19 protein-coding genes are annotated in these 20286 nt (G+C 72.7%); 11 read left to right on the forward strand and 8 right to left on the reverse strand.

The annotated features are described in order from the left end of the window. Nucleotides 1-20: 20 nt before the first annotated feature. A complete protein-coding gene (locus DWB77_RS22780; protein ID WP_120723013.1) occupies nucleotides 21-1418 on the forward strand; it encodes a cystathionine beta-synthase in 1398 nt (465 codons plus the stop codon). Between the two features lie 417 nt (nucleotides 1419-1835). Here DWB77_RS22780 and DWB77_RS22785 read toward each other — a convergent pair whose 3' ends face one another. Beyond that, nucleotides 1836-2279: a hypothetical protein gene (locus tag DWB77_RS22785; protein ID WP_120723014.1), complete on the reverse strand. Its 444-nt coding sequence runs from the start codon at nucleotides 2277-2279 to the stop codon at nucleotides 1836-1838. 340 nt (nucleotides 2280-2619) lie between these two features. Between DWB77_RS22785 and DWB77_RS22790 the strand changes: the two genes are divergently transcribed. After that, nucleotides 2620-3459, forward strand: coding sequence for a MurR/RpiR family transcriptional regulator (locus DWB77_RS22790; RefSeq protein ID WP_120728118.1), 840 nt, complete (start codon nucleotides 2620-2622; stop codon nucleotides 3457-3459). A 30-nt stretch (nucleotides 3460-3489) separates the two neighbouring features. Here the strand turns inward: DWB77_RS22790 and DWB77_RS22795 are convergent, their stop codons facing one another. The 5 genes from DWB77_RS22795 to DWB77_RS22815 form a co-directional block, all read right to left on the reverse strand. Continuing rightward, nucleotides 3490-3864 carry a hypothetical protein gene (locus DWB77_RS22795; protein ID WP_120723015.1) on the reverse strand — a complete coding sequence of 125 codons (375 nt, stop codon included), beginning with the start codon at nucleotides 3862-3864 and terminating at the stop codon, nucleotides 3490-3492. 56 nt (nucleotides 3865-3920) lie between these two features. Next, nucleotides 3921-4322, reverse strand: coding sequence for a roadblock/LC7 domain-containing protein (locus DWB77_RS22800; protein ID WP_246033611.1), 402 nt, complete (start codon nucleotides 4320-4322; stop codon nucleotides 3921-3923). Nucleotides 4323-4360: 38 nt separating this feature from the next. After that, complete coding sequence (locus DWB77_RS22805; RefSeq protein ID WP_120723017.1) at nucleotides 4361-5158, reverse strand: transcriptional regulator; 798 nt, start codon at nucleotides 5156-5158, stop codon at nucleotides 4361-4363. Between the two features lie 5 nt (nucleotides 5159-5163). Further along, nucleotides 5164-5568, reverse strand: coding sequence for a hypothetical protein (locus DWB77_RS22810; RefSeq protein ID WP_120723018.1), 405 nt, complete (start codon nucleotides 5566-5568; stop codon nucleotides 5164-5166). 223 nt (nucleotides 5569-5791) lie between these two features. Further along, complete coding sequence (locus DWB77_RS22815) at nucleotides 5792-7138, reverse strand: diaminopimelate decarboxylase (protein WP_120723019.1); 1347 nt, start codon at nucleotides 7136-7138, stop codon at nucleotides 5792-5794. Between the two features lie 115 nt (nucleotides 7139-7253). Between DWB77_RS22815 and hutU the strand changes: the two genes are divergently transcribed. The 4 genes from hutU (at nucleotide 7254) to hutI (ending at nucleotide 13266) form a co-directional block, all read left to right on the forward strand. Continuing rightward, nucleotides 7254-8912 carry a urocanate hydratase gene (gene hutU, locus DWB77_RS22820; RefSeq protein WP_120723020.1) on the forward strand — a complete coding sequence of 553 codons (1659 nt, stop codon included), beginning with the start codon at nucleotides 7254-7256 and terminating at the stop codon, nucleotides 8910-8912. A 449-nt stretch (nucleotides 8913-9361) separates the two neighbouring features. Continuing rightward, nucleotides 9362-10552 (forward strand): allantoate amidohydrolase, encoded by a 1191-nt coding sequence (locus DWB77_RS22825; RefSeq protein ID WP_120723021.1) that lies wholly within the window; start codon nucleotides 9362-9364, stop codon nucleotides 10550-10552. After that, nucleotides 10543-11883, forward strand: a complete 1341-nt coding sequence (locus tag DWB77_RS22830) for a formimidoylglutamate deiminase (protein ID WP_120723022.1) — start codon at nucleotides 10543-10545, stop codon at nucleotides 11881-11883. Before DWB77_RS22825 ends, DWB77_RS22830 begins: the two co-directional genes overlap by 10 nt. Before the next feature lie 216 nt (nucleotides 11884-12099). Next, entirely contained in the window at nucleotides 12100-13266 is a 1167-nt protein-coding gene (gene hutI, locus DWB77_RS22835) for an imidazolonepropionase (protein WP_120723023.1), read from the forward strand. A 569-nt stretch (nucleotides 13267-13835) separates the two neighbouring features. On the opposite strand, the gene DWB77_RS22840 is transcribed toward hutI, so the two are convergent. Together DWB77_RS22840 and DWB77_RS22845 are read right to left on the reverse strand one after the other, a co-directional pair. Then, nucleotides 13836-14147 carry a hypothetical protein gene (locus DWB77_RS22840; RefSeq protein ID WP_162952593.1) on the reverse strand — a complete coding sequence of 104 codons (312 nt, stop codon included), beginning with the start codon at nucleotides 14145-14147 and terminating at the stop codon, nucleotides 13836-13838. Nucleotides 14148-14336: 189 nt separating this feature from the next. Further along, a complete protein-coding gene (locus tag DWB77_RS22845) occupies nucleotides 14337-15239 on the reverse strand; it encodes an RNA polymerase sigma factor SigF (protein ID WP_246033612.1) in 903 nt (300 codons plus the stop codon). A gap of 247 nt (nucleotides 15240-15486) precedes the next feature. Here DWB77_RS22845 and DWB77_RS22850 point away from each other — a divergent pair, with 247 nt between their 5' ends. The 5 genes from DWB77_RS22850 to DWB77_RS22870 all read left to right on the forward strand — a co-directional run bounded on the left by DWB77_RS22850 (nucleotide 15487) and on the right by DWB77_RS22870 (nucleotide 20271). Next, nucleotides 15487-15855, forward strand: a complete 369-nt coding sequence (locus tag DWB77_RS22850) for an STAS domain-containing protein (protein ID WP_120728122.1) — start codon at nucleotides 15487-15489, stop codon at nucleotides 15853-15855. 81 nt (nucleotides 15856-15936) lie between these two features. Continuing rightward, nucleotides 15937-16446, forward strand: coding sequence for an ATP-binding protein (locus DWB77_RS22855; RefSeq protein ID WP_120723025.1), 510 nt, complete (start codon nucleotides 15937-15939; stop codon nucleotides 16444-16446). 939 nt (nucleotides 16447-17385) lie between these two features. Continuing rightward, nucleotides 17386-18084, forward strand: a complete 699-nt coding sequence (locus DWB77_RS22860) for a peptidase (protein WP_120723026.1) — start codon at nucleotides 17386-17388, stop codon at nucleotides 18082-18084. A 58-nt stretch (nucleotides 18085-18142) separates the two neighbouring features. Beyond that, nucleotides 18143-19099, forward strand: coding sequence for a hypothetical protein (locus DWB77_RS22865; RefSeq protein ID WP_120723027.1), 957 nt, complete (start codon nucleotides 18143-18145; stop codon nucleotides 19097-19099). After that, on the forward strand, nucleotides 19096-20271 hold the full coding sequence (locus DWB77_RS22870; protein ID WP_120723028.1) for a hypothetical protein: 1176 nt from the start codon (nucleotides 19096-19098) through the stop codon (nucleotides 20269-20271). The genes DWB77_RS22865 and DWB77_RS22870 overlap by 4 nt, the downstream gene beginning before the upstream one ends. Nucleotides 20272-20286: the final 15 nt, after the last annotated feature.

Here is a 20286-nt window from a genome sequence, read left to right on the forward strand (position 1 = left end):
TCGGAGACCCGGAGACAACGGTGCGATTCCACGACTCGATGATCAGCCTCGTAGGCAACACCCCGCTGGTGAGGCTCAACAGTGTGACCCAGGGCATTCAGGCGACAGTCCTGGCCAAGGTCGAGTACTTCAACCCGGGCGGCTCGGTGAAGGACCGGATCGCCGTCCGCATGATCGAGGCGGCCGAGCAGTCCGGCGCGCTCAAGCCCGGCGGCACCATCGTCGAGCCGACCAGCGGCAACACGGGTGTCGGCCTGGCCATCGTGGCCCAGCAGAAGGGCTACAAGTGCATCTTCGTCTGCCCTGACAAGGTGTCGACGGACAAGATCAACGTGCTGCGCGCGTACGGTGCCGAGGTCGTGGTCTGCCCGACCGCCGTCGACCCGGAGCACCCGGACTCGTACTACAACGTCTCCGACCGCCTGGTGCGCGAGACGCCCGGCGCCTGGAAGCCGGACCAGTACAGCAACCCGAACAACCCCCGTTCGCACTACGAGACCACCGGTCCCGAACTGTGGGAGCAGACCGAGGGGAAGATCACCCACTTCGTCGCGGGCGTCGGCACCGGCGGCACCATCACCGGCACCGGCCGCTACCTCAAGGAGGCCAGCGACGGGAAGGTGCGGATCGTCGGCGCGGACCCGGAGGGCTCCGTCTACAGCGGCGGCTCCGGCCGGCCGTACCTGGTCGAGGGCGTCGGCGAGGACTTCTGGCCGACCGCCTACGACCAGAGCGTGACCGACGAGATCGTCGCCGTGTCCGACAAGGACTCCTTCCAGATGACCCGTCGTCTGGCCAAGGAGGAGGGCCTTCTGGTCGGCGGCTCCTGCGGCATGGCCGTGGTGGCCGCGCTCAGGGTCGCCGAGGGGCTCGGCCCCGACGACGTGGTCGTGGTGCTCCTGCCGGACTCCGGCCGCGGCTACCTCTCGAAGATCTTCAACGACGAGTGGATGGCGGACTACGGCTTCCTTGAGGAGGCCGGCCCCTCGGCGCGCGTCTCCGACGTGCTCGGCTTCAAGGAGCACGGACACCTGCCCTCGCTGGTGCACATGCACCCCGAGGAGACGGTCGGCCAGGCCATCGAGGTGCTGCGCGAGTACGGCGTCTCGCAGATGCCCATCGTCAAGCCGGGCGCGGGACACCCCGATGTGATGGCCGCCGAGGTCATCGGCTCGGTCGTCGAACGCGAGCTGCTCGACGCCCTGTTCACCCAGCGCGCCCTGCTCGACGACCCGCTGGAGAAGCACATGAGCTCGCCGCTGCCGCAGGTCGGCTCGGGCGAGCCGGTCGGCGACCTGATGTCCGTGCTCGGCAAGGCGGACGCGGCGATCGTGCTGGTCGAGGGCAAGCCGACCGGTGTGGTCAGCCGCCAGGACCTGCTGGCCTTCCTGGCCCGCACCCCGCAGCAGGTTCCGTAGCGTCCACGCCCGCCCCGGCTCCCCCAACTCCCTTGCGGGGGAAGGGAGTCGGGGCCCGTGGCGGGTGGGGCGGGAGGCGCGGCGGACACAGTCGCGGCGCCGCGCCCGTCGCACAACCGGTACGCGCGTGACATGTGCGCGCAGCACCGGCTTAACACGGCTCGTGCACAGTGGTGGATGTCGGCCGAGGGACCCTGGCAGGGGGACCGGGCCGGCGCCACCAGCGGCGTCAGAAACCTCCGGAGCGGCTCCCGGACTTCGGCGCCCAGGACGCGGAGGCCCGGCCTGACCCGGCCCGTGTCCCTCGCGGGGACCGCCGTCGTCCCGCCCCTCGGGCAACCGGGGGTGCGGCGGTCCCCGCGATCACCTTCCGCTGTGGCGCGGATCAACCAGGCGTTGGCTCAAGCGAGTTGGGGCTCAGTCGTCCCGGTCGAAGCGCCCGGGGCGCGGCCAGGGCCAGCGGTGCGCCGCGTGGACGGCGTTGACGGCGACGATGCCGAACCAGGTCACCAGGAGGCCCTTGAAGCCGGCGTTGACCCCGCCGATCGCGGAGAGCGGCACCGCGAGGATCAGCGAGACCATGGCGAAGCCGAACCGCTCGCCGAAATGGCTCTCCGTGCCGCTCCGCGCGGGCTGCCCGCCCCGGGCCACGACTATCTGCTGCTCCGCCAGCTGCCGCCGCACGCGCCGGTCCACCGAGGCGTCGACCCGCTGCTCGACCTTCTCCAGAAAGGAGTCGACGAGGGCGGGCTCGTACTCGGGGCCGAGCTCCCTGCGGGCGTGCAGGGTGGCGTCGAGTTCCTTCTTGAGCTCGGCGTCCTTCACGAGGCTGGGCCGGGGCTCGGTGTCACGGGCGTCCATGGTTGTCACGGTACGCAGCGGCGGCCCGTTCCACAGGGGGGCTAACCCCCGTATCCGTACTCGTGACGGCACGAGCGGAAAGCGGCGGCGCGGGTGTGCTCGTTCCAGGCCTGGAGGCGCCCGGGCTTGCCCGGCTGTATATCGTCATGCAGAGTTCTGGGTGACTGAATAAAGCGCCGATGGCCGCCCGGCCGCGCTGTACTCTCTCGGGGCGTCCGGGCTCCGGCCCGTTCCGCCCCGCGCGCGGCCCCGCCGGCGCCGCGCCCCGGCGGTCCGTGATGGGGTACGAACCGGGCGTCTCGGCAAGGGAGTTGGGGCGATGCGCATGAAGGGGGACGGCATGAGCGAGGGCCCGGCCGCACGGCTGCAACAGCTCTTCGAGGGGCACCGGCTGACCCCGACCCAGCGGCGCATCGCGCACTGCATGGTGCGCCAGGCCGCCGACGTGCCGTTCCTGTCCAGCGTCGAGCTCGCCGAACTCGCCGGGGTCAGCCAGCCCTCGGTGACCCGGTTCGCGGTCGCCCTCGGCTTCGACGGCTACCCGGCGCTCCGCCGCCATCTGCGCGAGGTGGCGCCGGTCGCGGCCGACGAACCCGCCGAGACCTCGTACAACGAGTACCAGCAGGCCGTCCGGGCCGAGATCGAGAACCTCCAGCACCTCGCCGGGCTGCTCGCGGACCCCGGACCCGTCGAGAACGCGGGCCGGCTGCTCGCCGCGTCCCGGCCGCTGCCCGTGCTCGGTCTGCGCGCGGCGTCCTCGCAGGCCCGCGGCTTCGCCTACTTCGCGGCCAAGGTCCACCCCGATGTGCGGCTGCTCGACGAGGGCGGCACCATGCTGGCCGACCGCATCGACGCGGCCGTGCGGGCCGGGGCCTCGGCGCTGCTGTGCTTCGCGCTGCCGCGCCACCCCAGGGAGGTCGTGGAGGCGCTCGCCCACGCGCGCTCCGCCGGGCTGACCGTGGTCACCGTCGCCGACTCCGCGTTCGCGCCGGTCGCCAAACACAGCGACCTGCTGATCCCGGCGGCCGTGGGCACCGGGCTCGCGTTCGACACGGCGTGCGCGCCGATGCTGCTCGGCCGGGTGCTCCTGGAAGCCATGTGCGACGACCTGCCGGACGCGCAGGCGCGCCTGGAGGAGTTCGACGCGGGAGCCGCCGCGCGCGGCCTCTTCGTGGAGTAGCTTGCCGCGCGCGGAGCACCCGGCCCCGGTTCACACTTCCAGTTCGTTCTCGATCTTCTTCAGCTGGTGGCGGGCCATCGCGAGATTGGCGCGCTTCTTGTCCAGCGCGAGATAGAGGAACAGACCGGTGTTGCCCCGGCCCTTGAGCAGCCGGATCAGGTGGTACTGGCCGTCGAGCGTGATCAGGATGTCCTCGATCTCCTCCTTGAGGCCGAGCATCTCCATGGTCCGCAGCTTGGCGCGCACCACATCGGTGTTCCCGGCGGCGGCCACCGTCAGGTCGAGGTCCTTGCCGCCGCCCAGGGTGCCCAGGGCCATGCCGCTGCTGTAGTCGACGAGGGCCGCGCCCAGGGCGCCCTCGATCGAGGTCATCGCTTCCTTGAGCGTGGTTTCGGTGTTGCTCATCGGGGTCGTACTCCCTTTCCTTCGGGGGCTGTTCCGGCTCGGTGTGCCGGGGCCGTTCATGGGGTCTCCTGCCGGTCGAGGGCGCCGTCGATCAGCTCGCCGACGCGCGTGCTGGAGCGGCGCGCTTCGAGATGGAGCCGGCCGACGTTGACGCGCGGCTCGGCGAGGAGGGTCAGCACGGCGGTGGAGCCCGCCGCGTAGGTGGCGACGTAACCCGACTCGCCGCGCACCAACAGCTCGCGGAAGGCGCCCTGTCCGGTGGACTCGGCCAGCCGCTGGGCGACGCCGAGCGCCGCGGCGGTGAGGGCTGCGACGCTCTCGACGGCCTGTGCGGCGCCGTCCTGGGCGAGCACGAAACCGTCCGAGCTCGCCGCGAGCACACCGGTGAGCTGAGGCAGCCGCGCCCTCAACCTCCGTAGTTCTTCCAGGACTTCAGCGACTTCCGCCTCCGCCGCCATCAGCTGTCTCCTCTCGGCGCGCTGCCGCAGTGCGCGTATCACAGCGTGGCCTCCAGCGCGTCGCGCAGCCGTTGCAGCAGCGCGACATCGGGGGCGGTCGTCTCCGCGGCCAGCCGGGCGGCCCAGGCGAGGCCTTCCGGCGGCTCCGGCGGGGTGGTGCGCGGGGTCTCGACGGCCCCGAGGGCCGCCAGCCTGCGCACGTCGATCAGGGTGTGGAAGGCGGGCCGGCCGATCTCCCGAGCGATGTCCTGGGGGGTGCGCGTCCCGTCGATTCGGCTCAACACCGCCCGCTGGCCCACGGTGAGCGGGGTGTCCGGTGGGCGCCGGCCGCGCACCAGGGGGGCGGTGTCAAGGTCCGGGCAGGGCCAGATCCGGTCGAGGAGCTCCCTGCGGCGGGCCGCTTCCCGCTCCACCGTCTCGGCGGGTACGGGGCGTATGGGACCCATCCAGTGGCCCACCCCGTACCGGAACCGGGTGGGCCCGCTGCTGGGGGCGAGGGCGAAGAACGCCGCGTCGTGCAGGGCGCCCAGATGGCAGAGCTCCAGTTCGCCGTCGCCGACCTGGCCGCTCTCCACCAGGTAGCGGCCGACCCGGCCGCGCGGGCCCGCCCGGTCGACGGCCTCGCGCCAGCCCTCGGGCCGCAGCCGCCCGGCCGCGGTGAGCAGCACGTCGATGCCGGGCGCCGCGGGGCTCTCCGCGTGCACCACCTGGCCTTCGCAGAGGTAGAGGGTGCCCCGGTCGCGCAGCAGGGCGCCGGTCGCCCGCTCGGCGACGAGACGAACGAGCATGGGCGAGACGGCCGTGCGCGTCTCGGGGGCGGGTCTCTCCATCGCCATGGCTCTCACAGCACCAGCCGTTCGGCCAGATCGCGCAGGCGCAGCCGGGCGAGGGCGAGATTGCCTTCGCCGCGGTCGAGCCACAGGTGCAGAAAGACGCTGCTGTCGAAGGCCGTCTCGACGAAACAGAGCAGGTGGTAGGCGGTACGGGTGGTGATGATCAGGTCCTCGACGGGTGGGCCGGTGGCCGACAGGTCCGGTGTGCCGAGGGAGGGGGCCACGCCGAAGCCCGGGTGCTCGGCGGCCATCCGGGCAAGCTCCGCGGTCTCGGCGGCGGTGGCCTCGTGGTCGCCGCCGGGGGCCTGCCCGATGGCGCCGAGGGCGAGCCCGCTGGTCCAGTCGGCCACGCCCGCCCCGAGCGCTCCCGGCAGCAGCATCGCCTCGAGCAGGCACTCGTCGATTCCGGGCACGCGGAACTCCCTCCCGGCGCGGCGCATGGATGGTCTTCGGCGCTGCCGAACGGACGTGCGGCAGCGACGAAGACGTTACGCACGGTTGCATGTGCTGGTGGGAGTTCTGGCATTTTCCAGCGGCGCATGCCCGGCTTGGCTAGGGTGCGCGGCCCTTTGGGCAGAGCCGAACTCCGGGTGCCGGGGCGGGAGTTCGAGGCGATGGCCGATTACATGCGGGTGGTCACAGCAGGGCCTCGGCGTGCGCGCCGCCCGCCTCCACGACCAGGTCCTCGATCGGCTGCGGGGTACGCACGGGCGCGAACCGGATGCCTTCCGGGGTCTCGGCGAAGCCGTAAATACCGGGCCTGGCAAGGGAGTTGTAGGAGTAGTGATGCGCGAAGTAGTACGCCCCGGTGTCCAGGACCGCCGTGTAGTCGCCCTGTTCGAGCAGGGGCAGCGGGCGGTTCTCGGCGAGCAGGTCGCCCGCGAAGCAGGCGGGCCCCGCGATGTCCTGGGCGACGGCCGGGCCCTGCTTGAGCCGGCCCTTCGCGTCGTACGCCTCGATCCGCAGCGGCCAGGAGGCGGGCGCGTACACGGTCCGGGCGGCGATCTGCACCCCGGCGTGGGTGACCGCGATGGGGCGGCCGCCCGAACGCTTCGCGTACTCCACCCGGGCGACGACCAGCCCGTGCTTCGCCAGCAGTGAGCGGCCGAATTCCGTCACCAGGCCGTACCTCCCGTCGAACAGACCCGGCACCTCCTCCTTCAGCAGATGGGCGTAGGCGGCGTACGTCGGCGTCTCCTCGTCGGAGCCGAAGTTGACCGGGAGCCCGCCGCCGATGTCGAGGGTGTCGACCTGACGGTGTCCGACCGCCGCGTTGATCTCCTCGGCGAGCTCGTAGGCCACCCGGACGCCCCGCGCCATCAGGGAGAGCGCCACGCCCTGGGAGCCGGAGTGGGTGTGCAGCCGGGTCAGCCAGGGGCGCTCCGCGTACGCCCGCACCACCCACTCCCGGGCGCCGTCGTCGAGCAGGGCCACCCCGAACTTGGAGGTGGCCGTCGCCGTGGACAGCGCGTCGATGGAGCCCGCGCCGAGCTGCGGATTGACCCGCAGGCCGATCGGCGAGGCGATCGGGGACGCCTCGATCAGCGCGTCCAGGCGGGCCAGCTCCTGGGGGTTGTCCGCGTTGACGGCGATGCCGAGGTCGAGCGCTTCGCGCAGGTCGGCGGGGGTTTTGGCGGGCGAGTCGAGCACGGTGTCGGCGGGGCCGACGCCCGCGGCCCTGGCGAGCGCGAGCTCGCCCGGACTCGCCACTTCGGCGCCCAGGCCCTCGGCGCGCAGGAGGCGCAGGACCGGCACCAGGGGGCAGGCCTTCACGGCGAAGGCGTGCAGGACGGGGGCGTCGGTGACGGCGGCGAAGGCGGCGCGCAGGGCGGCGGCGGCCGCGCGGATGCCGGTGGTGTCGAGGAGGGCGACGATGGGGGCGTCGGGCCCGGCCAGGCCCTGCTCCACCGCGGCCCGCACGGCCTGTTCGCGGCGCCGCGCCGCAGCGGTCCCGACCGAGGGGGACGTTGCCTGGGTGGTCATGCGATCAAGCCAATCACCGGGCGGGCCCGGGCGCAGACCCTCGGGCGGTATTGACTAGTTCTATTCAGTGACCCAGGATGTGAATATCTGGATCAGGTCACGAGGAGGCAGCGCCATGTCAGGACCCCGCCCCGTACGGGCACCGCGCGGTACGGAACTGAGCGCCCTGGGATGGCAGCAGGAAGCCGCGCTGCGCATGCTCCAGAACAACCTCGACCCCGAGGTCGCCGAACACCCCGACCAGCTCGTCGTCTACGGCGGCACCGGCAAGGCCGCCCGCGACTGGCGCTCCTTCGACGCCATGGTGCGTACGCTGCGGACCCTCAAGCAGGACGAGACGATGCTCGTCCAGTCCGGGCGCCCCGTCGGCGTCATGCAGACCCACGAGTGGGCGCCGCGCGTCCTGATCGCCAACTCCAACCTGGTCGGCGACTGGGCCAACTGGGAGGAGTTCCGCCGCCTGGAGGCGCTGGGTCTGACCATGTACGGCCAGATGACGGCCGGCTCCTGGATCTACATCGGCACCCAGGGCATCCTCCAGGGCACGTACGAGACGTTCGCCGCGGTCGCCGCCAAGAAGTTCAACGGCACGCTCGCCGGAACGATCACGCTCACCGCCGGCCTCGGCGGCATGGGCGGCGCCCAGCCGCTCGCCGTGACGATGAACGACGGCGTCGCGATCTGTATCGACGTCGACCCGCGCGCCATCGAGCGCCGCATCGAACACCGCTACCTGGACGTGCGGGCCGACTCGTTGGAGCACGCGCTCCAGCTGGCCGTCGAGGCGCGCGACGCCCGCCGTCCGCTCTCCATCGGCTTGCTCGGCAACGCGGCGGAGCTCCTGCCGCGGATGCTCGCCGAGGGCGCCCCGATCGACATCGTGACCGACCAGACCTCGGCCCACGACCCGCTCGCCTACCTCCCCGTCGGGGTCGCCTTCGACGACATGGCGGCGTACGCGGCGAAGGACCCGGCGGGCTTCACCACCCGCGCGCGGGAGTCCATGGCCCGGCACGTCGAGGCGATGGTCGGCTTCATGGACGCCGGGGCCGAGGTCTTCGACTACGGCAACTCCATCCGCGGCGAGGCTCAACTGGCGGGCTACGAGCGGGCGTTCGCCTTCCCCGGCTTCGTCCCCGCCTACATCCGGCCGCTGTTCTGCGAGGGCAAGGGCCCCTTCCGCTGGGCGGCCCTGTCGGGCGAGGCGTCCGACATCCACAAGACCGACAAGGCGCTGCTCGACCTCTTCCCCGAGAACGAGTCCCTGCACCGCTGGATCAAGATGGCCGGCGAGCGCGTCCACTTCCAGGGTCTGCCCGCGCGCATCTGCTGGCTCGGCCAGGGCGAGCGGGACAAGGCGGGCTCCATGTTCAACGACATGGTCGCGGACGGCACGCTCGCGGCGCCGCTGGCGATCGGTCGCGACCACCTCGACTGTGGCTCGGTGGCCTCCCCGTACCGCGAGACCGAGGCGATGCTCGACGGCTCCGACGCGATCGCCGACTGGCCGCTCCTGAACGCGATGGTCAACGTCGCCTCCGGGGCGTCCTGGGTCTCGATCCACCACGGTGGGGGTGTCGGCATGGGCCGGTCCATCCACGCGGGGCAGGTGTCGGTGGCGGACGGCACGAAGCTGGCGGGCGAGAAGATCCGCCGGGTCCTCACCAATGACCCCGGGATGGGTGTCATTCGGCATGTCGATGCGGGATACGACATCGCGGAGCGGGTGGCGGACGAGAAGGGCGTACGCGTCCCCATGCGGGAGGGCGAGTGACCACCCACCCCTCCCCGGGGGCTCTGCCCCCGGACCCCCGTTCGCGCCTTGAGGGCGCTCGTCCTCAATCGCCGGACGGGCTGGGTATGCCTGCGGAGCCCAGCACCGATGCGGCCAGGCCCGCGGACGCGCCCGCCCCGAACCCTGCCAGGGGCGCGGGGAACTGCGCGAGCAACCACGCACGGTCCGCGGGCGACCGGGTCCAGGCCCCGGGGGCTCTGCCCCCGGACCCCCGTTCGCGCCTTGAGGGCGCTCGTCCTCAATCGCCGGACGGGCTGGGTATGCCCGCGGAGCCCAGCACCGATGCGGCCAGGCCCGCGGACGCGCCCGCCCCGAACCCTGCCAGGGGCGCGGGGAACTGCGCGAGCAACCACGCACGGTCCGCGGCCGGGGCGATTCCCCCAGAGGGTTTCGGGGAGGGGCGGGGTGGGGGGAGCTCCTTCCAGGAGATGTGGCGTGAGCTGGCCCCCATCGGCCGCGACGCCGACACCCACGGCTACCGCCGCCACGCCTGGACCCCCGCCGACGCCGACTGCCGCGCCTGGTTCCGGGCACAGGCCGAATCCCGCGGACTCGGCTACGAGGTGGACCGGAACGGGAACCAGTGGGCCTGGGCCGGCGACCCCGAGGCCGGCGACGCCGTCGTCACCGGCTCGCACCTCGACTCCGTACCGGACGGCGGCGCCTTCGACGGCCCCCTGGGCGTCGTGTCGTCCTTCGCCGCACTCGACGAACTCCGGCGCCGGGGCGCCGAGTTGACCCGCCCGCTCGCCATCACCAACTTCGGCGACGAGGAGGGCGCCCGGTTCGGCCTCGCCTGCGTCGGCTCCCGGCTCACCGCCGGACAGCTCACCGTGGAGGCCGCGCACCGGCTGCGCGACGCGGACGGCGTGAGCCTGCCGCAGGCCATGGAGCGGGCCGGGTACGACCCGGACGCCATCGGCCCCGACCCCGAACGCCTCGCCCGCATCGGCGCGTTCGTCGAGCTGCACGTCGAACAGGGCAGGGCGCTCGACCTGAGCGGCGACGCCGTAGGCATCGCCTCGGCGATCTGGCCGCACGGCCGCTGGCGGTTCGACTTCGCGGGCGAGGCCAACCACGCCGGCACCACCCGCCTCGTCGACCGGCGCGACCCGATGCTGACGTACGCCGAGACCGTCCTCGCCGCCCGCCGCGAGGCCGAACTCGCGGGCGCCGTAGCCACGTTCGGGAAGATCTCGTGCGAGCCCAACGGCGTCAACGCCATCCCGTCGATGGTGCGCGGCTGGCTGGACTCGCGCGCCGCCGACCAGTCCACCCTGGACACCGTCGTCACCGCGATCGAGCGGGCCGCCCGCGAGCGCGCCGAGCGCGACGGCGTGGACCTGAGCGTCGTACGCGAGTCGTTCACGCCCGTCGTGGAGTTCGAGCACGCCCTGCGGGACGAGATCGCCAAGATCCTCGGCGGCGGCATCCCCGTCCTGGGCACCGGCGCCGGACACGACGCCGGGATCCTGTCGGGTTCGATCCCGACCGCCATGCTGTTCGTGCGCAACCCCACCGGCGTCTCGCACTCGCCGGCCGAGTTCGCCGGCGAGGACGACTGCGTCGCCGGAGTCCTCGCACTCGCCGATGTACTGGAGGGCCTGGCGTGCAGGTGACGTACTGGCTGGAACACGCCTGGCTCGACCCCGACGTCGAGCCGGGCGTGGCCGTGGAGGTCGGCGACGACGGGCGGATCGCGGCCGTCCGCAAGGGAGTCGAGGCGCCGCCCCCCGGCGCCGTCGTGCTGCGCGGGTTCACCATTCCCGGCCTCGCCAACGCCCACTCGCACGCCTTCCACCGCGCCCTGCGCTCCACCGTCCAGGTCGGCTCGGGCACGTTCTGGACCTGGCGCGAGACCATGTACCAGGTCGCCTCCCGGCTCACCCCGGACTCCTACCACGCGCTCGCCCGCGCGGTGTACGCGGAGATGGCGCTCGCCGGGATCACCGCCGTCGGCGAGTTCCACTATCTGCACCACGCGCCGGGCGGCACCCCCTACGACGACCCCAACGCGATGGGCGAGGCCCTGATCGCCGCGGCCGCCGAGGCGGGGATCCGCATCACGCTGCTCGACACGGCGTACCTGTCCTCCGGTTTCGGCGCCGCCCCCAACCACCACCAGACGCGGTTCTCCGACGGCACCGCCGAGGCCTGGGCGCACCGCTGCTCCGCCCTCAAGGAGCGGGACCACGCCAAGATCGGGGCGGCCATCCACTCCGTACGGGCCGTCCCCGCGCGGGAGTTGGGCACGGTGGCCCGCTGGGCCGAGGAGCGGCGGGCCCCGCTCCACGTCCACCTCTCCGAGCAGACCGCCGAGAACGACGCCTGCCTCGACGCGTACGGGATGACGCCCACGCGGCTCCTGTCCGAGCACGGGGTGCTGGGGCCGCGCACCACCGGCGTCCACAACACGCACCTCACCGACGACGACATCGCGCTGCTCGGCGCCACCGGCACCGGCACCTGCATGTGCCCCACCACCGAACGCGACCTCGCCGACGGCATCGGCCCCGCGCTCGCCCTCCAGCGGGCCGGCTCGCCGCTCTCGCTGGGCAGCGACAGCCACGCGGTGATCGACCTCCTCGAAGAGGCCCGGGCGATGGAGCTCGACGAGCGGCTCCGTACGCGTACGCGCGGCCACTGGACGGCGGCGGCGCTGCTTCGCGCGGCGACCGTCGACGGGCACGCCGCGATCGGCTGGGACGGGGCGGGCCGCATCGAGCCCGGCGCGCTCGCCGACCTCGCCACGGTGGCGCTCGACTCCGTCCGTACGGCGGGGGCGGTGGCGCGGCTGGCGGTGGAGACGGTGGTGTTCGCGGCGGGGGCGGGGGATGTGCGGCATGTGGTGGTGGGCGGGCGGCAGATCGTCCGCGACGGTGCGCACGTCCTCCTCCCGGACGTCCCCGCGTCCCTCGCCTCAGCGATCGCCTCCCTCCACCACCCGTAACCCCCGGGGCTCCGCCCCAGACCCCGCTCGCGCCTGAACGGCGCTCGTCCTCAATCGCCGGACGGGCTGAGGTGGCCGATGCGGGCCGGCACCGAGTAGTTAAGGGGCGCGGGGAACTGCGCGAAAAGGATCACGCTCGCAGGCGAGAGTTGGCCCGCGTCGCCCCACCCCCGGAGGGTCTCGGGAAGGGGCGGGGTGGGGGATAGAAAGGACACCATGCGCACCACCCTCGTACGGAACATCACCACCCTCGTAACCAACGACCCCGACCACGGCCCCAGCCCCCTCGGCCTCATCCAGGACGCCGCCCTCGTCATCGAGGGCGACCGCATCGCCTGGACCGGCCGCACCGCCGACGCCCCTGCCACCGACGACGCCGTCGACGCGCAGGGCCGAACCGTCCTGCCCGGCTTCGTCGACTCCCACTCCCACCTCGTCTTCGCGGGCGACCGAACGCAGGAGTTCAACGCCCGCATGAGCGGCCAGGCGTACAAGGCCGGCGGCATCCGCACCACCGTCGCCGCCACCCGCGCCGCGAGCGACGAGGCGCTGGGCGCCAATGTGGCGCGCTATCTCGCCGAGGCGCTGCGGCAGGGCACCACCACCCTGGAGACCAAGTCCGGCTACGGCCTGACCGTCGCCGACGAGGCCCGCGCGCTGCGCGTCGCGGCCGAGCACACGGACGAGGTCACCTACCTCGGCGCGCACATCGTGGCGCCCGAGTACGCCGACGACCCGGCCGGCTATGTGGACCTGGTGACCGGCGCGATGCTGGACGCCTGCGCCCCGTACGCCCGTTGGATCGACGTGTTCTGCGAGAAGGGCGCCTTCGACGGGGACCAGGCGCGGGCCGTCCTCACCGCGGGCAAGGCCAAGGGGCTGCTGCCGCGTGTCCACGCCAACCAGCTCACCTACGGGCCCGGTGTGCAGCTCGCCGTGGAGCTGGAGGCCGCGTCCGCCGACCACTGCACCCACCTCACGGACGCGGACGTGGACGCGCTCGCCAACAGTGCCACGGTGGCGACGCTGCTGCCCGGCGCCGAGTTCTCCACCCGGGCTCAATGGCCGGATGCCAGGCGGCTGTTGGACGCGGGCGTCACCGTCGCGCTGTCCACCGACTGCAATCCGGGCTCGTCCTTCACGTCCTCGATGCCGTTCTGTGTCGCGCTCGCCGTACGCGACATGAAGATGACCCCCGACGAGGCGATCTGGTCGGCCACCGCCGGCGGGGCCGCCGCCCTGCGCCGCTCCGACATCGGCCGCCTCACCCCGGGGGCCCGCGCCGACCTGGCGTTCCTGGACGCGCCCTCGCCCGTCCACCTCGCCTACCGGCCCGGCGTCCCGCTAGTCAGCGAGGTCTGGAGGGCGGGCCGCAGGGTCTAGGGCCTGTCCGGCGGATCTGGTCGCCGTCGGGGTGCCTTGGCTTTGTGGTGCTGGTGAGCGGGGGGCTGGTGCGTCCAGCTGCAAGGCGGAGGAGGGCGGCGACGCGGAGCGTCGGCAACCGACGACAACGCCGCAGATGGGCGTGCCGGCCCCCCGCGTCCCAGACAAGATCCGCCGGACAGGCCCTAGGCCCAAGGTGGAGTGATGGGGCCCGGCCAGTGGCGTGGAAGGGCCGGGCCCCGGCGTGGACCCAGGGGGCGCGGAGCCGACCGCGGCGGCCCCCACCGCCGGGTCACCCTGCGCTCGGGCACCGCCGGATCCGGCCCCCCGACGATGGCGAGCAGCACTGCCCCCGTACCCACCGTCACGCACAAACTCCACTCGGTACGGCCTCTTCTCCGCAGGCCGCACCCCCCTTGGCCCGCACGGCCCTCCCCGGGCCGCTGCGCCTTTCCGGTTACCTGCTGGGAGACGCCGGGGGCACGGGGGGCCGGTTGCGGGGGAGGGGAGGCGTACGGGAGCGCGATTGCCCCGCGGATATGCGCCCCGCGCCCCTCGGGACCGGGCCCTCACGAGGCGGCGCGGCGCTCGATCTCCTCCGTCTCCCCCTTCGCCAGCAGGCCGAAGAGGCGCAGCGCCTCGTCCTTGGACACACCCGAGAGCTGGCGCGGGGGCGCGTCCGGGTCGTCGAGGTTCTCCCACAGGAGCCAGAGCAGCTCGCCGCTGGGGAAGGCGCTGAGGGACCAGCCGTTCTCGTGGGTGAGGGAGACATCGGGGTGCTCGTCGTCGGCGTCGGCGAGGCCGTCGAGGATCGTGCGCATCGTCGCCTCGTCGGGTTCCTCGACGGACGTGCCCGACAGATCGGTCATGAAGTAGCTCATGCCCTGCATTAGCTCACGGGGAGCTCCTGAGCTCACGCCGGGCGCCCACCCGCCGGTACGCCGGGCCCGTCCGACTCGTCCGGCCGGGCCGGACGGTGCGCAGAGGCACTCGCGCCCAGCCGTTCGCGCCGCGTCACCCACGCGAAAGGGTCCGCACCGTGACGGTACGGACCCTTCAAACGCGTGTGCTCATTCGTCGAGCGTCAGCCCCTTGCGGAGCTTGCCCAGGGTGCGCGAGAGCAGCCGGGAGACGTGCATCTGGGAGATGCCGAGCTCCTCGCCGATCTCGGACTGCGTCATGTTGGCGACGAAGCGCAGCGACAGGATCTTCTTGTCCCGCGCGGGCAGTTCCGCGATCAGCGGCTTCAGCGACTCGATGTACTCGACGCCTTCGAGGTCGTGGTCCTCGTAGCCGATGCGGTTGTTGAGCGAGCCTTCGGAGTCGTCCTCCTCGGGCTGCGCGTCCAGCGAGCTCGCGGTGTACGCGTTGCTCGCCGCCATGCCTTCGACGACTTCTTCCTTGGTGATGCCGAGGCGTTCGGCGAGCTCGCCCACCGTGGCCGAGCGATCCAGCTGCTGGGCGAGTTCGTCGCCCGCCTTGGCGAGGTCGAGGCGGAGCTCCTGGAGTCTGCGCGGAACCCGCACCGACCAGGAGGTGTCGCGGAAGAAGCGCTTGATCTCGCCGACGATGGTCGGCATCGCGAAGGTGGGGAATTCCACACCGCGGTCGAACTCGAACCGGTCGATCGCCTTGATCAGGCCGATGGTGCCGACCTGGATGATGTCCTCCATCGGCTCGCTGCGGGAGCGGAAGCGCGACGCGGCGAACTTGACCAGGGCGAGGTTCAGTTCGACCAGGGTGTTGCGCACGTAAGCGTGCTCGTGGGTGCCCTCTTCGAGGGTGTCGAGACGGGCGAACAGCGTCTTCGACAGCGCCCGCGCGTCGACGGGGCCGACCTCGGTGAAGGGCGGGATCTCGGGAAGGCCCTCAAGTCCCTCTGTTTCGTGCGATCGTGCGTGTGGGGGGCGGATGTCCTGCGGGTCCTGCTTGATCGACGTATCCGCGTACGATTCGTCGAGCCGGGGTGACATGGGGTCTCCTCCATCGTTCTCGGCATATGGCTGCCGATGCCCATACATGTAGTCCGCGGTGTGCGGCGCCTCCATGGCCGGTCGTGTTGAAATAGCTGTCACTACTACCCCTACCCGCTTCAAGTAGGCTCCCGCAAGGCTTTTTTGTTGGTATATGTCCGCTTTGGTGTGATGTTCGGCTTCCGGATGACGTAGGGAAGGCGTAGTGTTCTTGGGAAGTTACGACGAATCGGCGAAGAGGGACGGCATGGACCGCGGCACGGTCGGCAGCACGAATCGGGGCCGGCTCCGGGTCGGAGTCCGGACCGTTGGCCACAGTGAGGTTCTGACACCCGCGGGTGAGCTCGATCACCACACCGCGGACCTGCTCAGGGAACCGCTGGAAGAGGCCATCGCTCAGGGGCGTACCCGACTGGTCGTGGACTGCTCGGAGCTCGAATTCTGCGACTCCACCGGACTCAACGTGCTGCTCGGCGCCCGCCTCAAGGCGGAAGAGGTCGGCGGCACGGTCCATCTGGTGGCGATGCAGCCCGTAGTGGCACGCGTGTTCGAGATCACCGGGGCTGAAGCGGTCTTCACCCTGCATGACTCGCTCGACACGGCTCTGTGTGACTGACCCCGATCTGTGTGACTGACCCCGATTCGTCCGGGCAGGAGCAGACTGAAGACGTTGGCGAATCGGTGAGGTGAAGCGCTGATGAGCACCACCCGGGAACAGGCTCCGGGCGACCGTGGGCCCGAGTCCCACGGCGCAGGGCCTGGCGCCGTGCCGTCGGATTCCGACGGCGCGAACTCTGTCGTGTCCGCCCGCGTTCTCGCGCTGAGCGGGGAGACCGGCATCGTACCGATGGCCCGCGACTTCACCAGGCAGGCCCTCTACGACTGGGGCTGGATGCCGGCGACCACCGCGGAGGGGCGGGCCGCCTGCGAGGACGTGCTGCTCGTCGTCTCCGAGCTGGTCACCAATGCGTGTCTGCACGCCGAGGGGCCCGAGGGGCTGCGGGTCTCGCGTACGGCGAAGGTCCTGCGTCTTGAGGTGAGCGACCTGGGGGCGGGGCAGCCTGCGCCCCGCACTCCGCATCGGGCTGGGCGGCCCGGGGGGCACGGCATGTTTATCGTGCAGCGGCTCTGTCTTGACTGGGGTGTGGTTCGGGCGCCGGGGGCGGTCGGCAAAACGGTCTGGGCCGAACTCGCGGCCCCGGCCTAACCCCCTGGGGCTCCGCCCCAGCCCCCCGGCGTTTTCCCACCCACCACCCGTGCGCCGGGCTGACCCGGCCGAGCCCTATGGCTCCGCCCCAGCCCCCGGGTTCTCCCACCCACCCACCCACCCGTGCAGCGGGTTGGTGGGTTCCGCCCCCTGGGGCTCCGCCCCAGACCCCAGGCGTCTGCCCACCCACCCGCCCGTGCAGCGGGTTAAAAGGTCCAGCCCCTGGGGCTTCGCCCCAGACCCCACGGGTTCTCCCACCCACCCGCCCGTGCGGCGAATTGAACGGGCTGAGCCCTGGGGCTCCGCCCCAGACCCCTGCGGGTTTGCCCACCCGCCCACCCGTGCGGCGGGTTGAACGGGCTGAGCCCTGGGGCTCCGCCCCAGACCCCCGCGGGGGCTCCGCCCCCTGCACCCCCGTTCGCGCCTGAACGGCGCTCGTCCTCAATCGCCGGACAGGCTGTAGGTGCCCCCGCACCGAGTAGTTAGGGGCGCGGGGAACTGCGCGAGAAGCGACCACGGCCCGCACACGACCGGGGTTTTTGGGGGCGCGAGGAACTGCGCGAGAAGCGACCACAGCCCGCAGTCGACAGCGGGTTTCGGGGGCGCGGGGAACTGCGCGACCAGCCACCCACGGTCCGCAGGGTCGAGACGGTTTAGGGGCGCGGGGAACTGCGCGAGAAGCGAGCACGGTCCGCACACGAAGGCGGGTTCAGGGGCGCGGGGAACTGCGCAAGGCGCGACCGCGGGCCGCGCGTGACCGGGGGCTGGGGCGCGGGCGTGGGGCCGCGTTTGGCGGGCGGGGCGGATGCGGGCCCCCCACCCCCGACCCTGCCACGTGTCTTCCCTCGTCACCCTCCCCGGCGTACCTTGAGCGCCCAATCTGATGTGCCGTCAGCAAATTGACGGCCTCCGGCTCCACCGGCATAGGGGGAACTCGAGGTGTCGTACCAGAAGAGGACAGCTCTCGCGCTGGCGACGGCGGTGGCGGGCTCGGTGGTGCTGATCACCGCGCCCGCGGCCCAGGCGTCCGTCGTGGACGTCAACTACAACTGCCAGACGCCGATCGGCGCGAAGAGTGCCGTCTCGCCCATCGACATCAAGGCGGTCAAGAGCGGCAGTTCCTACCACGTGACCATGACCTTCCAGAAGGGCGTCTCCTCCAGCCCGGTCGCGCTCGGCGCGGGTGCGATGAGCCCCAGTGCCGTGATCAACCTGGGCGGCGCCGACAAGGGCGTCCTCGCGGTCAAGGGTCCCGCCAACACCGCGGAGATACCCGCCAACACCCCTATCAAAATCAGCGACTTGTCGGGGACCTACGTACCCAAGGGCGACGGCAAGGTCACCTTCACCGCGGGTGTCCTCACCATCAAGGCGCTCGGCACCACCACGACCTGCACCGCGGGCAACAACCCCGGCCCCTCCCTGGAGCTGAACGTCACGGGGGCGGGCGGATCGGGTGGTGCCAGTGGGTCGGGCAGTACGGGTGGGTCGGGCGGTACGGGTGGGGGAGAGCCGGCGGCGCTGCCCAAGACGGGCCCCCTCGACTCGGTCGTGGCGCTCGGCACCCTCGGCGGGACCGTCGTCCTGGTCGGCGCGGCCGGAGTGCTCTGGCTGACCCGACGCCATCAGCGGGCCTGACCCCCCCCTCCCGTACGCCGCCCGCAAGAAAGACCCCCTCGCACCCGAGGAGCCGCCGATGCGTCCGATCCGCCTGGCCCTGCCGGCCACGGCCCTGCTGCTGTGCGCGCTGGCGGCGCCGGCCGCGCGGGCCGCACCGCCGGCGAGCGGGGAGTGGACCGCCGCGCCCGCATCCGGCGGCGGAACCCGCGCGGCCGGCGCCGACGGGAGACCCTCCTTCTATCTGGAGGGCGCGCCCGGCACGGTCCTGGAGGACACGGTCTCGTTGAGCAACCCCTCCGACGCCCCCCTCACCCTCGGACTGCGCGGCGCCGCCGCGTACAACACCGCCCACGGGGACTTCGCCGTGCGCGAGGCGCCCGACCCCTGGATCGCGCTCGCCGCGCCCGAGGTGCGGATCCCGCCGCACACCCGCGCCGACGTGCCGTTCGCGGTCACCGTGCCCCCGGGGGCCCAGCCCGGCGACCACCCGGCGGCGCTCGTCGTCTCGGCGAACGGCCGCGTGGTCGGGGTCCGCCTCCAACTGCGGGTGCCGGGGCCGACGTTGAGCGCCCTGACCGTCGAGTCCGTACGCGTCGACAAGGACCTCGGGCTCATCCGGTACGCCCTGGTGAACCGGGGCAACACCGCGTTGATGCCGCGCCTCGCGGTGCGTGCCGAGGGAGTGTTCGGCCGGGTGCTCGCGCGTCCCGCCCGGCAGTTGCCCGTCGAGCTCCTGCCGGGTCAGCGCGTCGAACTGACCGAGCCCTGGCCGCATCCGCCCGCCCTCGACCGTGTCACCGTCCGCCTCGATGTCGACGCGGACGGCGGCGCCCGCTCCACCGCGAAGGCGAGCGCGGCGTTCGTGCCATGGGGTGCGGTGGCCGGGGCGGGGTGCGTGCTTCTGGGGGGCGCGGCCACCGCCCTGCGGCTGGTCCGCCGCCGCCGACGCCCTGCCGGGTCGGCCGGGTCGGCCGGGCCGGCCGAAGTGGACGTAGCGGAACGCGAGTTGGCGCAGACAGGAGCCCGTCAGTGAAGTCACGTCCGAGGGGCGCGGCCCTCGCCCTGCCGTTGATCGCCCTCCTGGCCCTGCTCGTGCCGATGACGGCCCTGCTCGCGCCGCTGACACCCGCACGCGCGCACGCCGACGAGAACAAGGCCAAGCCCTCCGTCACGCTCTCCACGACGGAGGCGGCCAAGGGCGCCGACGTCACGGTCACCGGTCAGGGCTGGCGGCCGGGCGCGCTGCTCATGCTGCTCGTGTGCGGCCAGTCAGACCCCGAGCTCGGCGTCATCGGCGGCACCAACTCCTGCGCCAACGCGGACGGTCAGGCCGTCACCACCGACGCCACGGGATCCTTCAGCAAGGTCCTCTCGGCCGCGCCGCCGCCCAAGCCCTGCCCCTGTGTCGTCCATGTGGCCACCGTTCAGGGCGAACAGGCCCTGGTGGACAGCGAGTTGACGATCACGGGACACCCGGTGGCGCCGCTGCCCTCCGAAGCGGGCGAGGGCAAGCTCGCCGTCCTCGCCGAGCCGCGCCTGGACGGCAGCGGCTCCCTGCTGACGTGGTTCGGCGCGCCGCCCGCCCGCACCCTGGTCTTCACCGTGGGCAACCTGGGCGCGGCCCCCGTCAAGGACCCCGTCTTCGAACTCGGCACCGCCCACGGCGTGTTCGCCCCGCAGTGGGAGGAACGCCAGTGGAAGGGCACCATCGCCCCCGGCGGGAAGGCCGAGATCAAGCTCGACTTCGAGCTGTCCCCGGGCGCCCACGGCGACTACCAGATCTCCTTGCGGTACGCGAAGAAGCTGCTGGCGACCGAGCCGTGGGGGGTGGACCGGCCCTGGGGCGTCACCCTCTTCTGGATCCTGCTCTGCCTGGTGGTGCCGGCCGCCGTCTTCCGCATCGGCATGGCCGTCGTCGACCGGCTGCGCCCGCGCACACCCCGGCGGCCGGGCGAGCCGGGGCCCACCGGCCCGGCCCGGCACCGCGGCGTACGTCTGCCGGAGGTGACCTTGCGCCTGCCCGGGCGGCGCCGGACCCCGCACGAGCGCGCCGCGCCGGCCCCCGCGCCCGGACCCGACCAGGGCGACGCCCCGCCCGGGCCGCCCGGACCCGACCGGGGCGACGCCCCGACCAGGACCACGGCCGCGCTGCCGTGGTTCGCCCCCGACTCCGCACCGTCCGAGAACCACCCCAACCGTCCGTAACGTTCCACGACGAAG

Source organism: Streptomyces hundungensis, assembly GCF_003627815.1.
GTDB classification, from domain to species: domain Bacteria; phylum Actinomycetota; class Actinomycetes; order Streptomycetales; family Streptomycetaceae; genus Streptomyces; species Streptomyces hundungensis_A.

What these genes read in the sequence shown, in the direction of transcription:
- DWB77_RS22845 (WP_246033612.1), bottom strand. Translation starts at nt 15,239, where the DNA reads ATGTCACCCCGGCTCGACGAATCGTACGCGGATACGTCGATCAAGCAG.
- DWB77_RS22850 (WP_120728122.1), top strand. Translation starts at nt 15,487, where the DNA reads ATGGACCGCGGCACGGTCGGCAGCACGAATCGGGGCCGGCTCCGGGTC.
- hutU (WP_120723020.1), top strand. Translation starts at nt 7,254, where the DNA reads ATGTCAGGACCCCGCCCCGTACGGGCACCGCGCGGTACGGAACTGAGC.
- DWB77_RS22825 (WP_120723021.1), top strand. Translation starts at nt 9,362, where the DNA reads ATGTGGCGTGAGCTGGCCCCCATCGGCCGCGACGCCGACACCCACGGC.
- DWB77_RS22785 (WP_120723014.1), bottom strand. Translation starts at nt 2,279, where the DNA reads ATGGACGCCCGTGACACCGAGCCCCGGCCCAGCCTCGTGAAGGACGCC.
- hutI (WP_120723023.1), top strand. Translation starts at nt 12,100, where the DNA reads ATGCGCACCACCCTCGTACGGAACATCACCACCCTCGTAACCAACGAC.
- DWB77_RS22790 (WP_120728118.1), top strand. Translation starts at nt 2,620, where the DNA reads ATGAGCGAGGGCCCGGCCGCACGGCTGCAACAGCTCTTCGAGGGGCAC.
- DWB77_RS22805 (WP_120723017.1), bottom strand. Translation starts at nt 5,158, where the DNA reads ATGGCGATGGAGAGACCCGCCCCCGAGACGCGCACGGCCGTCTCGCCC.
- DWB77_RS22865 (WP_120723027.1), top strand. Translation starts at nt 18,143, where the DNA reads ATGCGTCCGATCCGCCTGGCCCTGCCGGCCACGGCCCTGCTGCTGTGC.
- DWB77_RS22855 (WP_120723025.1), top strand. Translation starts at nt 15,937, where the DNA reads ATGAGCACCACCCGGGAACAGGCTCCGGGCGACCGTGGGCCCGAGTCC.
- DWB77_RS22815 (WP_120723019.1), bottom strand. Translation starts at nt 7,138, where the DNA reads ATGACCACCCAGGCAACGTCCCCCTCGGTCGGGACCGCTGCGGCGCGG.
- DWB77_RS22840 (WP_162952593.1), bottom strand. Translation starts at nt 14,147, where the DNA reads ATGAGCTACTTCATGACCGATCTGTCGGGCACGTCCGTCGAGGAACCC.
- DWB77_RS22795 (WP_120723015.1), bottom strand. Translation starts at nt 3,864, where the DNA reads ATGAGCAACACCGAAACCACGCTCAAGGAAGCGATGACCTCGATCGAG.
- DWB77_RS22800 (WP_246033611.1), bottom strand. Translation starts at nt 4,322, where the DNA reads ATGGCGGCGGAGGCGGAAGTCGCTGAAGTCCTGGAAGAACTACGGAGG.